At 61.9% G+C, this 12873-nt stretch carries 12 protein-coding genes, 1 other RNA gene and 2 pseudogenes; 8 read left to right on the top strand and 7 right to left on the bottom strand.

Features of this window, described 5'->3' with window-relative positions; all coding sequences use genetic code 11:
• Positions 1–7: 7 nt before the first annotated feature.
• Positions 8–100: pseudogene (locus HLG82_RS10640) on the top strand (hypothetical protein); the annotation flags it as partial.
• 381 nt (positions 101–481) lie between these two features.
• Here the strand turns inward: HLG82_RS10640 and HLG82_RS05535 are convergent.
• A complete protein-coding gene (locus tag HLG82_RS05535) occupies positions 482–847 on the bottom strand; it encodes a fluoride efflux transporter FluC (protein ID WP_193325896.1) in 366 nt (121 codons plus the stop codon).
• Positions 844–1323: a fluoride efflux transporter FluC gene (locus tag HLG82_RS05530; protein ID WP_193325895.1), complete on the bottom strand. Its 480-nt coding sequence runs from the start codon at positions 1321–1323 to the stop codon at positions 844–846. Before HLG82_RS05530 ends, HLG82_RS05535 begins: the two co-directional genes overlap by 4 nt.
• 48 nt (positions 1324–1371) lie before the next feature.
• On the opposite strand from HLG82_RS05530, the gene HLG82_RS05525 reads away from it, so the two are divergent.
• Both HLG82_RS05525 and HLG82_RS05520 read left to right on the top strand, forming a co-directional pair.
• The gene (locus HLG82_RS05525) at positions 1372–2166 is read left to right on the top strand and encodes a Nif3-like dinuclear metal center hexameric protein (protein ID WP_193325894.1); all 795 of its coding nucleotides are present in this window, start codon (positions 1372–1374) and stop codon (positions 2164–2166) included.
• A 2-nt stretch (positions 2167–2168) separates the two neighbouring features.
• Complete coding sequence (locus HLG82_RS05520) at positions 2169–2903, top strand: zinc ribbon domain-containing protein (protein ID WP_193325893.1); 735 nt, start codon at positions 2169–2171, stop codon at positions 2901–2903.
• Here HLG82_RS05520 and HLG82_RS05515 read toward each other — a convergent pair.
• The gene (locus tag HLG82_RS05515) at positions 2900–3685 is read right to left on the bottom strand and encodes a YaaA family protein (RefSeq protein WP_193325892.1); all 786 of its coding nucleotides are present in this window, start codon (positions 3683–3685) and stop codon (positions 2900–2902) included. The two genes, HLG82_RS05520 and HLG82_RS05515, sit on opposite strands and share 4 nt — an antisense overlap.
• 38 nt (positions 3686–3723) lie before the next feature.
• Between HLG82_RS05515 and rnpB the strand changes: the two genes are divergently transcribed.
• An RNA gene (rnpB, locus tag HLG82_RS05510) (RNase P RNA component class A) lies at positions 3724–4076 on the top strand.
• A gap of 44 nt (positions 4077–4120) precedes the next feature.
• On the opposite strand, the gene ppgK is transcribed toward rnpB, so the two are convergent.
• Positions 4121–4894, bottom strand: coding sequence for a polyphosphate--glucose phosphotransferase (ppgK, locus tag HLG82_RS05505; RefSeq protein WP_193325891.1), 774 nt, complete (start codon positions 4892–4894; stop codon positions 4121–4123).
• A gap of 43 nt (positions 4895–4937) precedes the next feature.
• Complete coding sequence (map, locus tag HLG82_RS05500) at positions 4938–5849, bottom strand: type I methionyl aminopeptidase (RefSeq protein WP_193325890.1); 912 nt, start codon at positions 5847–5849, stop codon at positions 4938–4940.
• Positions 5850–5915: 66 nt separating this feature from the next.
• Here map and HLG82_RS05495 point away from each other — a divergent pair, with 66 nt between their 5' ends.
• Genes HLG82_RS05495 through HLG82_RS05480 form a run of 4 tightly spaced genes read left to right on the top strand, consistent with a single transcriptional unit; the run spans position 5916 to position 11087 of the window.
• Entirely contained in the window at positions 5916–6131 is a 216-nt protein-coding gene (locus tag HLG82_RS05495; RefSeq protein ID WP_193325889.1) for a hypothetical protein, read from the top strand.
• The gene (locus HLG82_RS05490; protein WP_193325888.1) at positions 6131–7465 is read left to right on the top strand and encodes a glutamine synthetase family protein; all 1335 of its coding nucleotides are present in this window, start codon (positions 6131–6133) and stop codon (positions 7463–7465) included. Before HLG82_RS05495 ends, HLG82_RS05490 begins: the two co-directional genes overlap by 1 nt.
• An 8-nt stretch (positions 7466–7473) precedes the next feature.
• The gene (locus HLG82_RS05485; RefSeq protein WP_216858922.1) at positions 7474–10473 is read left to right on the top strand and encodes a bifunctional [glutamine synthetase] adenylyltransferase/[glutamine synthetase]-adenylyl-L-tyrosine phosphorylase; all 3000 of its coding nucleotides are present in this window, start codon (positions 7474–7476) and stop codon (positions 10471–10473) included.
• 2 nt (positions 10474–10475) lie between these two features.
• Positions 10476–11087 (top strand): histidine phosphatase family protein, encoded by a 612-nt coding sequence (locus HLG82_RS05480; protein WP_193325886.1) that lies wholly within the window; start codon positions 10476–10478, stop codon positions 11085–11087.
• A 397-nt stretch (positions 11088–11484) separates the two neighbouring features.
• Here HLG82_RS05480 and HLG82_RS05475 read toward each other — a convergent pair.
• Positions 11485–11697, bottom strand: a pseudogene (locus tag HLG82_RS05475) (integrase core domain-containing protein); the annotation flags it as partial.
• A gap of 84 nt (positions 11698–11781) precedes the next feature.
• Positions 11782–12852 carry an IS110 family RNA-guided transposase gene (locus HLG82_RS05470; protein ID WP_193325885.1) on the bottom strand — a complete coding sequence of 357 codons (1071 nt, stop codon included), beginning with the start codon at positions 12850–12852 and terminating at the stop codon, positions 11782–11784.
• Between the last annotated feature and the right edge of the window lie 21 nt (positions 12853–12873).

Genomic DNA, 12873 nt, shown 5'->3' with positions numbered 1-12873 from the left:
TGCTTCAACTGGATCCGCAGTTGAGGGCATGGCATATGGAGCGATTATCACTCTCCTTGCCGGTTGCGCCGTACTAGCTGTCCGGCGCAGGAACGGATAGCAACGCGCCGCCCAGCTAAGGAGCGCGTGTGAGTGTGGGGATTAGCCTCGTGGGCTGATCCCCACACTCACATTTAGCGGAGAATAATTGTTGTTGTCCAAGGCCTGGCGCCGTGTTAGCTCGCATGGACGCAGGTGCCTTTCTTGGTCGGAATCAGCGGTGAAAGACCCGGCAAATCTCATGGGGTCCTGATGCCTGCTATCCGACCGTGGCTGAGCCGGGCTGCCCCGTGCCCGCGCTGTGTTAAGGTGGCTCGCGCTGTATTATTCTGCGCCAGATTACTACAGCGCGGATCAGCTTAATGCGGTTTCGGCGCGCCCGGGCGCGGTTTCCAGATGCCCGCGTCCGGTTCCGAGGCACGCAGGCCCATGGCGCTCGCCGCTAGCGGGCGATGAACAGGCCCAACGCCATTCCAAGAGCCGCGAGCGCGACTGAGCCGATAGCCATTCCCACCGCGAAGATGACGGCGCGCTGAGCGCTGTCGTTATGGCCGATCTTCAACACCTCGAGGGATGCAGTAGAGAAGGTAGTAAATCCGCCGCAGAATCCGGTGCCGAGGAGGGCATAGGTTTCGGCTTCAGCTCGTAGGTCGATGTTCGCGAGAACGCCGACGACGATACCCAACAGGAATGAGCCCAGGAAATTGACCGCTACCGTTCCCCACGGTTTGGGGAGAGCTTGGTCGACGCCGTACCGAGCCGCGGCGCCGAATCCCGCTCCTAACGCAACGAAAAGGATCTCGATCATTCCTCACCCCGTTCCTGCGAAACGGACGCCTGCTGCTCCCGCGAAACGGCTGCCTGGCCAAAACAGCCAGCCTGGCTGCAAAAGGCATCCAGATCGCGAGAGACATCGGGCGCGGGCACAGCCCGGGCTTCGAGACGTTCCTGGATCTTGGTTCCAGACAACATGCCAGCGCCCGCGGCTATCACGCCGATAGCTAAGGAAGCGACGAGGTAGAGCAGGCCGAGCGGGGCGGCGTCGTGAAGTAGGCGAACCGTATCCACGGCGAGCGCGCTGTAGGTGGTAAAGCCACCGAGGATACCCGTGCCGAGGAAAAGCCGAGGCTTGCCTGAGACAGTCGCTGCGAGCAAGCCCAGGAGGAACGCACCGGCGATGTTGATGCCAAAGATCGCTACGACCGGATGGGCGGAACCGAGGGTCATCAGGTGACGTAGGACGGCGCCGATAGCGCCTCCGAGTCCAACGAGTAGTGCGTTCACGAGTCCAGACTAAACCGTCCGGGGCGGTCCTCCGGTAGTGTTGAGACCATGAGCACTGTTGCAGACGTCGTCAGAGTAATGAATGACCATTTTCCGCCATCGCTCGCGGAGGAATGGGACCGGGTAGGGCTGGTGATCGGTGTCCCGGGGGACGAGGTCACGAAGGTTGCTTTCGCCGTCGATCCGTGCGAGCCCGTGGTCGATGAGGCAATCGCGGCCGGTGCCCAAATGATCGTCACTCATCACCCGCTTTTTCTGCGCGGAACCTCCTCCGTTGCCGCGGATACGGCGAAAGGTTCGTGGGTGCACAAGCTGATCCGTCATGGCGTGGCTCTCTTCGCGGCACACACCAACGCTGATGCGGCGGAGCAGGGCTCGGCGGTCGCCCTCGCGGAGCTCCTTCGCCTGAGCAATACGCGCCCGATTGAGCCGAATAAGGATCATCCCGAGCTGGGGCTCGGACGAGTGGGGGAGCTCGAGCTAACGATGAGTGTGCGCGAGCTTGCCCACCGGCTCAAGGCTCTCATTCCTCAGACCCCGGCCGGCATCACAATTGGCGGAAACCCAGACAAGATTGTCAAGACTGTGGCGGTCTCCCCGGGCTCTGGCGATTCGTTCCTCGAGGCCGCTGATCGTTCTGGCGCTGACGTCTACATTACCGCGGACCTGCGCCACCATCCGGCCACCGATCACCTGTGGGCAGGCCGTTGCGCGCTGATCGGAGCCACGCATTTCGCTTCCGAGTGGCCGGTTTTGCCGAAGATGCGCGACGCCGTCGCTCGGCTTGACCTTGACACCTACATTTCCACGATCGTCACCGACCCATGGACCGAAAGGATCTAGCCATGGCACGAGCACCACGCCAGGACCAGTTGCAGCTTCTCCAGGTTGCCGACATCGACGCTCATTTGGCGCGCCTGAAGATCCACAATGAGCGTCACCCGTTGCGTGCCGAGGTTGGTGCGCAGATGAACCTCGTCGCGGCAAAGGCCCGGGAACTGACCGAGGCGAAGAAAACGCTGAGCGAAGCCGAGAAGACGCTCGAGGCGGCTTCGGCGCGCACCAAGGAACTGGCCACCGTCATCGCCGCCAAGCACAAGCGCCTCAACGAGGGAGTCGGCATGGACTCGCGCGAGTTGCTAACTCTCCAGAGCGAAATCGTCACGAACCAGGCGCGTCTTGATCAGGACAACGACGCTGAATTCCTCGCCCTCGAGGCGGTTGAGGAAGCGCAGGAATCGATCGCTGCGATCGAGGCCGAACAGAGGCTGATCAATGAACGAATTGTGGCTGGTCGAGCTGAGCTGGAGGAGGAGATCGAGCGCCTCGAGCGGAAGGCGGAGGACCTGCGTCGGGAGCGTAACACGCTCTACTCGCCGCTGGCGGATGAACTAAAGAATGCCTACGAGCGGGCCCAGCACACGGGTGGTCTAACAGTGATTGCGCTTCACCACAATGGGCAGACCTCGGGCGGTGTCCAGCTCTCCCCGATCGAGGTCAATCAGATAAAGAACGCCGACCCGGAGCAAATCCACATCTCCGACGATTATCAGTGCATCGTCGTCCTCTTGGACTCCTAGCCGAGGTCCTCAACGAGGGTGAGCTTGGCTGGTCGGCGGCCCTCGGCGGGGGAGAACTCAATTCCTGTGATGTGCCCCGTGCCGATGAGGGTGCGGGCAAAGTCGGCTAGCTCGTTTCCACTGCGGGGAGCGTTTGGCTCGCGTAGCAGCGCGCCCGTGAGGAGCCCACGGTAAAACTTTGCTGAATGGGAGACGACGGAACGTCTGCCATTCTTGATGCGTGCCGCGGCGATCGTGACGTATTGGGCAGAGGAGGCCGGGTTCCACACCTGGTACTCAGCTGAACGTGCGTCGATGACGAGTTCGATGGCTGACAACTCGGCCAGTTCGGCCTCCCGCAGGGCCTTCTTCCAGAAGCCTTGTACTTTTCCCACCTGGGGCAGGGTCGTGTTCATTGCGAGTCGGTAGGCAGGGATGAGATCCGTGGGTGCGCTGAATCCGAAGACGCCGGAGAAGATCCGAACGACGGCGTCGGCGCGGCTCATCTGCGCATCGTTGAGGCCGGCGAAGTCAGCCGCGGAATAGAGCACGCCCGTGTAAACCTGCCACGCGGGCGCGCACGGCTGGTCATAAAAGTCGATCTGGGCGCGGATTTCACTTTCCAACGACGGGCCCACCTCGAGGATCGACAGCGCATCGGGGCGCGCCGATACCTGTTGCACGTCGTCAATGACGCGTTCTCGAAGTGACGTCAACTCGGGCGCGGTAAGCCCTGCGAGGTTGAGCGAGGGCCCGGACGACGGGCTCGTCTTACCGGCGGAGGGAGGCAGAAGGATCAGCATGTTTCATGTATATCGCGCCGGGTTGTATAATCCAAAGCGCAGTTGGCCGGGCGGCCGCGTGGGCTTTGCCCCCGAGGAACGTCCGGGCTCCATAGGGAAACGGTGGTGGATAACGTCCACTCGGAGCGATCCGCAGGAAAGTGCCACAGAAAGCAAACCGCCTCCCGGCTCGGCCGGGAGGTAAGGGTGAAAGGGTGAGGTAAGAGCTCACCGCGCGTCAGGTGACTGACGTGGCAGGGTAAACCCCACCGGGAGCAAGACCGAGCAGCGCGCTATGAGGTTCCCGCTCGCGCGCGGGTTGGTTGCTTGAGCCCGTCGGCAACGGCGGGTCTAGATAGATGGTCGCCGCCGCCTAGCGGTACAGAACCCGGCGTATAGGCCAGCTGCACCAGTGGCCCGCTCAGCGCGGGCCACTATTCCTTGCGTAGCGTTCGCTTATTCCTCGGGTAGCATCTGCTTGGCGTAGAGGGCCGAACCGACGATACCTGCGGTATTGAGCAAGTCGGCGGGAACGATGGGCGCGTTCGTGTCGATCAGCGGCAGGAACTTCTTGTGCTTCTTCGACACGCCGCCACCGACGATGAAAAGGTCGGGTGAAAACAACATCTCGTAGTGGGAAAAGACCATCTGGAGCCGCTCGGCCCACTGCTCGAAACTGAGTTCTTCGCGCTCGAAGACCGCCGAAGACGCGAAGTGCTCGGCCTCCATCCCGTTGGGCAGGAGGAGATGACCGAATTCGGTATTCGGCACGAGGGTGCCCTTCGAGAGGAGCGCCGAACCGATGCCCGTGCCGAGAGTCAGCATGAGGACGGTGCCCTGGTGGCCCTTGGCGGCGCCGTAGTAGACCTCGGCGTAACCGGCGGCGTCGGCGTCGTTCATCACGGCAACCGGGCGGTGGATGTTCTCCGCGATCAGCCTGGCTGGGAAAACGCCCGCCCACTCCTGGGAAAGGTTGGCAATAAACGGGATCTGGCCGCGAACGATCGGTGCCGGGAAGGATACGCCCACCGGGACCTCGTCGGGCAACCCGAAGCTGTCGACGATTTCGCCGATGATCGCGGCGATCTCCACGGGTTCGGCATTTTCCGGGGTGGGAATGCGCACGCGCTTGTCGATGAACTGCCCAGTCTTGAGGTCGACCGGCGCGCCCTTGATGCCCGAGCCGCCGACGTCGACGCCGATGGCGACCTTGCGGAACTTCTTCTTCATGATGACTCCTCCCGAGGCTGTGACCACAGCCGTCCGAAAGTGACTACTGCCCGGCGGGGATCGCCGCGGTGGTTTGGCCCATGGAGGGCAACGTGAGAATTTCTGCTCCGGTTTCGGTCACCACGATGGTGTGCTCGAACTGAGCGCTACGGCCGCGATCCTTGGTCAGGACGGTCCAATCGTCGTCCCACTGGAACCAGTCGATCTCTCCGAGAGTGAGCATCGGCTCGATCGTGAAGACCATGCCCGGTTCGATGATCTCGTTGTGGCGCGGCGCGGCGTCGTAATGTGGAACGATGAGACCGGAGTGGAACGCCTCGCCGACGCCGTGGCCGGTAAAGTCTTCGACCACGCCGTAGTCGAAACGCTTTGCGTAGGATTCGATAACGCGGCCAATCACGTTAATTTCGCGGCCCGGCTTAACGGCCTTAATGCCGCGCATCATGGACGTGTAGGTGCGCTCGCACAGCAGCCGAGATTCGGGATCGACCTCGCCGACGTAGAACATGGCGTTGGTGTCTCCGTGGACGCCGTCCTTATACGCCGTCACGTCGAGGTTGATGATGTCGCCCTCTTCGAGCGGGCGATCATCGGGGATGCCGTGGCAGATAACCTCGTTGATGGAGGTACAGATGGACTTGCGAAAGCCCATGTAACCCAGGCAGGACGGGTAGGCGCCTTGGGAAACCATGTAGTCGTGGGCGATGGCATCGAGCTCATCGGTGGTCACGCCCGGCTTGATAGCGGCGCCGGCAAGGTAGAGGGCGTCAGCGGCAATCGTGCCGGCCGCGCGAATCTTCTCAATGGTCTCCGGGGACTTAATCTCCGGGGCCGTGACGACCTCCGGGCCGTCGTGGAACATATATTCTGGCCGCTCGATGTAGTCGGGCACGCGGCGGGTGGCCGAAATCTTTCCGGGCTTGAGGTTACCTAATGGAGCGCGATCTGCTTGCATACGATTAAGCTTAGTCACATGCGTGGCGTGCACAAACCCGCCGCCACAATCGACGATGGAGAAATCATGGCGTTTTGGTTTAACACCAGCACAGGCGAGGTGGCGGAGTCGGATTCGCCGATGTTCGACGCGTCGGTTCGCATGGGGCCCTACAAGACGCGCGCCGAGGCAGACCACGCTTTTGCGCTCTCCGCCGCCCGCAACATCGCAGCCGACGCGGACGAGCGCGCCCGCGAAGACTCCTACGATGCCGCCGAGCGCGAGTGGAAAGAGAACTGGTGATGGACACGCAATCTGAATACGTCCTCAGGCAAGTCGAGGATCACGATGTGCGCTTTGTACGGCTGTGGTTCACCGACATCACGGGTACGCTGAAGTCGGTGGCGATCGCTCCGGCCGAATTGGAAACGGCGCTCGAGGGTGGCATCGCCTTCGATGGCTCCGCCGTCCAGGGGCTGACACGCGGGCATGAGTCGGATATGGTGATGCGCCCCGATCCGTCCACCTTCCAGTTGCTTCCGTGGGGCGACGACGACACGCGTTCTGCACGCATGTTTTGCTCGATATATACGCCCGACGGCGAACCGGCGCGCACCGACCCGCGTGCGGTGCTCGAACGCCAAGTCGAGCGGGCGGCCAAACTCGGGTTCACTTTCTATGCGCAGCCCGAGTGCGAGTTCTATCTTTTCCATCCCACCACCAGCGAGGACGAGGTTCCAGTTCCGATCGATAACGGCTCGTATTTCGATCACGTGACGCGTTCGATCGCCCAAGGGTTCAGGTCGCGAGCGGTCAAGACGCTCGAAGATATGGGCATATCCGTGGAGTTTTCTCATCACGAGATTGGGCCAGGGCAAAACGAAATTGACCTGCGCCGGACCGACGCATTAACCATGGCGGATCAAATCATGACGCTCCGGGTCGTCGTCGAGCAGGTGGCGATCTCGCAGGGAGTCATGGCCAGCTTCATGCCTAAGCCGCTCATTGATGCGGCCGGATCGGGCATGCACACGCACTTTGCCCTGTTTGAGGGGAACAAGAACGCATTCTACGATCCCTTGGGCGACTTCAACCTGTCAGCGACGGGGCGAAAGTTCGTGGCTGGCCTGTTGCGTCACGCTCCCGAGATCACGGCGATCACCAATCAACACGTCAATTCCTACAAGCGCCTGTGGGACGGCTACGAGGCGCCGAACTACATTTCCTGGGGCAATAGCCACACGTCCCTGGTGCGTATTCCGGCGCTCGTGCATGGCGATCCGGAGACGGCTCGCGTGGAGTACCGAGCGCTCGACTCGGCTGCCAATCCCTACCTGGCGTTCGCGACCATTCTTAACGCGGGCTTGGCCGGAATCGAGGGGGACTACGCGTTGCCTGAGGATCTGGATGTGGACGTCGCGGAGCTGACCGAGCTCGAAAGGCGCGCGATGGGGCTGAAGGCATTGCCGGCCTCGCTCTCCGACGCCTTGAAGGCGATGAGGGAATCGGAGCTGGTGGCCGAGACGCTGGGGGAGGACGCGTTTGCCTACTTCCTGCGCAACAAGCGCCACGAGTGGGAGGAATACCGTCATCAGGTCACGCCGTTCGAGCGGCGTGCGTTCCTCATGTCGAAATAATGGGGGAGATGGTCTCGCAGCTGAGGCGGTTGGGCTTCTCGCGACCCGACCGCGCTGAGAGTCTGCTGGGAAGTGATTCCCTGGCCGGCGTGGACCGCGAATGGCTAGTGGAATATGCATCAGAAAGCGCTGACCCGGACCAGGCTCTCTTGGGCTACCTGAGGCTCTTTGAGTCGGCCCAATGCGAGGGCGAGGAGGCTCAGCGGGCGCTGTATGCCACATGTGAGTCCACGACGTCGACGCGGCGGCTTTTTGCCATTCTTGGCATGTCGGCCACGCTCAGTGAACGCCTCATCATTCACCCCGCGAACGTCCACATTCTGTGCGACGCGAAGATCGCTCAAGGGGGTGTCCACACAACACTCGAGGGCGAACAGGAGGCTGCCCTGGCCGCCGTCCACGCCACCCGTGACGGCGCTGGCTTCCCTCGTGCCGACGTCGAAAGCTTGGGCGGCGAAGAGGCAGCGATTGAGGCGCTCCGGGAGCACTATTGGTACAGGATCACCCAGATCGCGGCGGAAGACCTCACGGCCGGCCCGGCCCCGGAGCATCTGGAGCTCATCGTGCGTGCCTTGTCGGACGTCGTCGGGGGAGCTCTGGAAGCCGCCCTCGCCATCGGACGCGCGAGGTACGACGCGACTCAGGTCGGGCTGGCCGTCATCGCCATGGGCAAGACGGGCGGGCGTGAGGTCAACTATATTTCCGACGTCGACCTGATTTACGTGGCGCGCTCCCTCACCGGCGACGACGAGGACGCGCTCGGCACGGCGGCAAAGCTGGCGGAGTTTATCTCGCACGCGGTTGGCGCCCCGGGGCACACCCCCGCGATCCTCGAGATCGACACGGCGCTGCGACCCGAGGGCAAGGCAGGCCCGATCGTGCGCACGCTCGAATCACACGAGGCCTACTACGAACGTTGGGCGGAGAATTGGGAGTTCCAAGCCTTGCTCAAGGCTCGGCCCATCGCCGGCGACCTTGAGTTGGGCCGGCGTTACGTTGAGGCCCTGACCCCCTACGTGTGGAGCGCCGCCGGGCGTGAGGGGTTCGTTGAGGAAACGCGTGCGATGCGGCGTCGTGTGGAGCGCCTGGTTCCGCCGCGCGAGGCTGATCGGCAGATCAAGCTGGGCCGCGGGGGCCTGCGCGACATCGAGTTCACGGTCCAGCTTCTTCAACTCGTCCACGGCCGCACGGACGACACCGTCCACCAACGTTCCACCCTCGAGGCCCTCGCCGCCCTTCGCGACGCCGGCTACATCGGCCGGACCAGCGCGGCGACGATGAATGCCCACTATCGATTCCTGCGCTCGCTCGAACACCGCGTCCAGCTGCACCGCATCCGCCGATCTCACGTGCTTCCCACCGCCGACGCCGACCTACGCCGGATTGCGCGTTCGCTCAACATCGACGGCCTTGCCACCGCCGACGAGCTCAAGGCCCTCTGGGCGAAGGTTCGCCGAGAAGTGCGTGCCTTGCATCTGGAGATCTATTACCGGCCCATGTTGCCAGCGACCGCCAAGCTCTCTGCCGATAACGCCGCCCTTGAGCCTGAGGCCGCCAAGGCGCGTCTGGCAGCCATCGGCTATGGGGATCCCAGCTCGGCCTATGCCAACGCGCTGGCGCTGACCACCGGCCTCAACCGCACGGCGGCGATCTCCCGCCAGATTATGCCCGTCATGCTCGAGTGGCTGGCGGACGGCCCGGAGCCGGATTTCGGGCTGGCCTCCTTCCGGGACGTTTCGGAGGCCCTGGGGACGACGTCGTGGTACATGCGCCTGTTGCGAGATTCGCGCGTGGTAGGTGAGCGGCTGGCGAAGCTCCTATCCACGTCGCGCTACGTTGCGCGTGAGCTGCCTTCCCTGGCAGAGGCCATCGCCTGGCTCGACGAGGACGCCTTGCTTAAGCCGAAAGACCCCGCCGACCTTTCGGCCGAGCTCGATGCCCTCCTTGCGCGCCGCAGCGAGCCGGATCAGATTGCGATCGCGGGCCGCGGGCTTCGGCGTCGTGAACTATTGCGCACCTCGATGGCAAGCGTCCTGGGGCTCGTCGACGAGGCGGAGAGCCGCCGCGCAATCTCCACCGCCGGCCAGATCGCCGCGGAGGCGGCGTTGCGGGCAGCGCGGTTAAAGGTGGGCGCACCCAAATCGCTTCGTTTCGCCATCATTGCCATGGGCCGTTTCGGCGGCGAGGAAATGGGCTACATGTCGGACGCGGACGTGCTTTTCGTCTACGACGCCCACGGACTGGCCGCACAGGAGGCCGGCGCGATGGCGATTGACATTGCGCGTAACGTGATGGCGATGCTGTCTTCCCCGGCCACCGAGCCCGCATTCCTCGCGGATGCCGATTTACGCCCCGAAGGAAAGAACGGGCCTCTTGCGCGCTCCCTCGAGTCCTACCGCGCCTACTACGACCAATGGGTCGAGACCTGGGAACGCCAGGCTCTCCTGCGGGCACGATTCCTCACGGGGGATGCGGGCGTGGGCGCGGCGTTCATCGAGCTCATCGACCCGGTGCGTTACCCGGAGGGCGGCCTGCAGGCCACGGAGGTCACCCAGATTCGTCGGATGAAGGCTCGCGTGGAGTCCGAGCGCATTCCGCGTGGGATCCAGAGGAATCGCCATCTCAAGCTCGGCCCGGGTGGCCTGTCGGATGTCGAATGGGCGGTGCAACTGTTGCAGCTGAGGTACGCGGGCCAGATCGCCGCGCTGCGCACCCCCAGCACGCTCCGCGCGATCGAGGCGGCGAGCGCGGCTGGGCTCATCACCCGCGACGAGGCTGATAGGCTCAGCCAGACTTGGTCGTTTGCCTCCGCTTTGCGTGACGCAAACGTGCTCGGTAGCGGTCGCACGCGCGGCTCCAAACTCGACGTGCTTGCCCACACCACACGCGAGCTGGCGAACGTGGCCGCCCTCCTTGGCCGGGCAGAAAAGCATTCGATCGAAGAGGACTACCTGCGGGCTGCGCGCCGCGGCCGGAGAGTGGTTGAGAGAATTATTTACGAGGAGTAAATGTGCAACTGATTCTTGTCCGTCACGGCCAGACATACCTGAACGCCAAACATACGCTCGACACGGCGGTGCCCGGGGCTGCGTTGACGGAGGAAGGGTGGACGCAAGCAAACGACGTCGTCGCCACGCTTGCCGCCTACGAGCCGGAGGCCATCTGGGCTTCGAACCTGACGCGCACTCAGCAAACCGCCACACCGCTGGCCACGCGCCTAGGGCTCGATATCCAAATTCACGAGGGTTTTCGCGAGATCGCCGCCGGCGCGTTGGAAGGCGGGACGAGCGAGGAGGACTATTTCGCCTACACCAACACCATTGTCACGTGGCTGAAGGGTGATCTTGAGCTACCTATGGGTGGAGATAGCGATGTAACGGGCATGTCGGTGCTGAGCCGCTTTGACGACGCCGTCCGCGCGGCTGAGGCAAGCGCGCAGCACACGGCCGTGGTCTTTTCCCACGGGGGAGCGATCGCATATTGGGTAGGCGCGCGTGCTAGGGATGCCATGGTCGGCGCCGAGGGATTCATTCCGCTGACCAACACAGGTTTTGCTCGGCTCGAGGGGACACTTGAGGGCGGGTATCGCCTCAAGTCATGGATGCACCACGAGGTCGATTGAGGCGAGCTGGACGCCCCGGCGCCCGGACCGTACCGGGCTATTTATTCTGCCCGTTTCTTGGTGCGGTAAAAATCACAAATGTGCGCTAATTAATTCCTGAATACGGCTACCTATTTTGGCTACCCACAGCATGATAATTGCAGGGTATGCGGACGTATTGCCCGCGTTATCAACGGTTGCGAAATTGTGGGGAACAAGTGGCGAATAAATCCGGATTGTCTAGGTGTCTGCAGTCGATTCTGCTGATTGTCACGCTTGTCGCAACATTTTTGTGGGAGTAGTGGCCACCGGTGCCACTCCCGCCAACGCCACCGCGTCAGCCTTGAACTGCTCGCTATACAACTTCGGCAGGGACTGCTGTAGGTTTGGTTGATAGTTTTCTTTCTGGTTTTTGGGCCGCGATTGATACGGCTGGTTCCATGATTGTTTCGTATTCGATGGGTGTCAATTTACCCAGCGCTCGCTGGCGTCGCTTCCGGTGGTAGGTGCGCTCGATCCAGTGAGTGATCGCGGCGGACAGCTCGCTACGGGTGGCCCAGAACCTACGGTCCAGAACATTCTTTTGCACCAGAGCGAAGAAGGATTCCATCGCTGCGTTATCCCCACATGAAATGGTCCAGCTTTTCTTCCGTTTAAGTAGATGGGAAAATCTGGGTTATACCGAAGAATTTTGATCAGGATTCTTCTATGTTTGTCAAGTGGTTGTGGCGAGCGAGTGCTGGGCATTGAGTGTGCGATAGACCCGGCGAGCTATATAGCGTTTGAGGCAGCGCCGGATTTCCCGGTCAGTTTTTCCTTCCTCTCGCCTTCTCGTAACGTATTTTTTCGTCTCCTCGTCATGGGGCATTTTCACGATGGCGACCATGTGTAGCGCGCTATTGAGCTTACGATCTCCTCCACGATTAAGCCGATGTCGAACCGTGTTTCCCGACGAGGCGGGTATTGGATTGACTCCAGCAAGGGAAGCGAACTCTGCCTCAGTTCTGATTCTGCCGTAGTGAGACCACGCCGTAAGACACTTCGCCGCGCTCACAGCACCAAAGCCTTTCTCTTGCAGTAATGGTGCAGCTTCACTGATCTGGACTAGTCCAGCAAGATCGCGTTCGTTGGCCCCAAGCTCACAATCGAGGTCGAGAATCTGGCGAGCAAGCCTTTTCGCTTCGGCTCTGGCAACTCGGATCTCGATATCCTCATCGCGCATTCGCCACGAGGCAACCTGTTCGATCTGAGCCGATGATAACGAGCTACGCGCATCAATACCCAATGGGTTGCTACGCACAAGAGCAGTCAACGCGTTCACATTCCGGGTACGCTCGCCTGCCAAGAGTTCTCGAGATGCGACAAGGATTCGGATTGCTTGACGAACCCCGCGACCAAGGCGCGGACGACGCAACTTATCCACCGGCAAACCCAAGGTTGCTCGCGCGATCCTTGCACAGTCCAATTCATCGGACTTTCCCGTGCCGTAGCGATGCTGGGAATCAACACGGGGCGCCTCAGCAACAGAAAAATTACGTGCTAGCACCTTGCCGGTCAGGACAGCACCATAAGAAGAGGTGCCCTCTATGACCCACAAAGTATCGTCATGGGAGTGGGTGCGACTAACAACCCATCTCATGGCGCGCTTTATCCCTGCCTCAGTCGTGGGGAACTTCTGCGATCCCAACAGTTCGCCCGTGGCCGAGGCAAGAACTGAGTACACATGGTTGCGAGCATGGGTATCAACGCCAACGACATACGGGTGAATATGAGCAACAATAGACATAGCGGTTATCAACCTTCCCTA

This window comes from Trueperella pecoris, from assembly GCF_014926385.1.
Lineage (GTDB): Bacteria > Actinomycetota > Actinomycetes > Actinomycetales > Actinomycetaceae > Trueperella > Trueperella pecoris.
This window is presented reverse-complemented; position numbering and strand designations above follow the sequence as displayed.

Excerpts from the sequence above, each read along its gene's own strand:
- HLG82_RS05515 (WP_193325892.1), bottom strand. The coding sequence starts at position 3,685 with ATGCTGATCCTTCTGCCTCCCTCCGCCGGTAAGACGAGCCCGTCGTCC.
- HLG82_RS05520 (WP_193325893.1), top strand. The coding sequence starts at position 2,169 with ATGGCACGAGCACCACGCCAGGACCAGTTGCAGCTTCTCCAGGTTGCC.
- HLG82_RS05495 (WP_193325889.1), top strand. The coding sequence starts at position 5,916 with ATGGCGTTTTGGTTTAACACCAGCACAGGCGAGGTGGCGGAGTCGGAT.
- HLG82_RS05490 (WP_193325888.1), top strand. The coding sequence starts at position 6,131 with ATGGACACGCAATCTGAATACGTCCTCAGGCAAGTCGAGGATCACGAT.
- HLG82_RS05525 (WP_193325894.1), top strand. The coding sequence starts at position 1,372 with ATGAGCACTGTTGCAGACGTCGTCAGAGTAATGAATGACCATTTTCCG.
- HLG82_RS05485 (WP_216858922.1), top strand. The coding sequence starts at position 7,474 with ATGGTCTCGCAGCTGAGGCGGTTGGGCTTCTCGCGACCCGACCGCGCT.
- map (WP_193325890.1), bottom strand. The coding sequence starts at position 5,849 with ATGCAAGCAGATCGCGCTCCATTAGGTAACCTCAAGCCCGGAAAGATT.
- HLG82_RS05470 (WP_193325885.1), bottom strand. The coding sequence starts at position 12,852 with ATGTCTATTGTTGCTCATATTCACCCGTATGTCGTTGGCGTTGATACC.
- ppgK (WP_193325891.1), bottom strand. The coding sequence starts at position 4,894 with ATGAAGAAGAAGTTCCGCAAGGTCGCCATCGGCGTCGACGTCGGCGGC.
- HLG82_RS05535 (WP_193325896.1), bottom strand. The coding sequence starts at position 847 with ATGATCGAGATCCTTTTCGTTGCGTTAGGAGCGGGATTCGGCGCCGCG.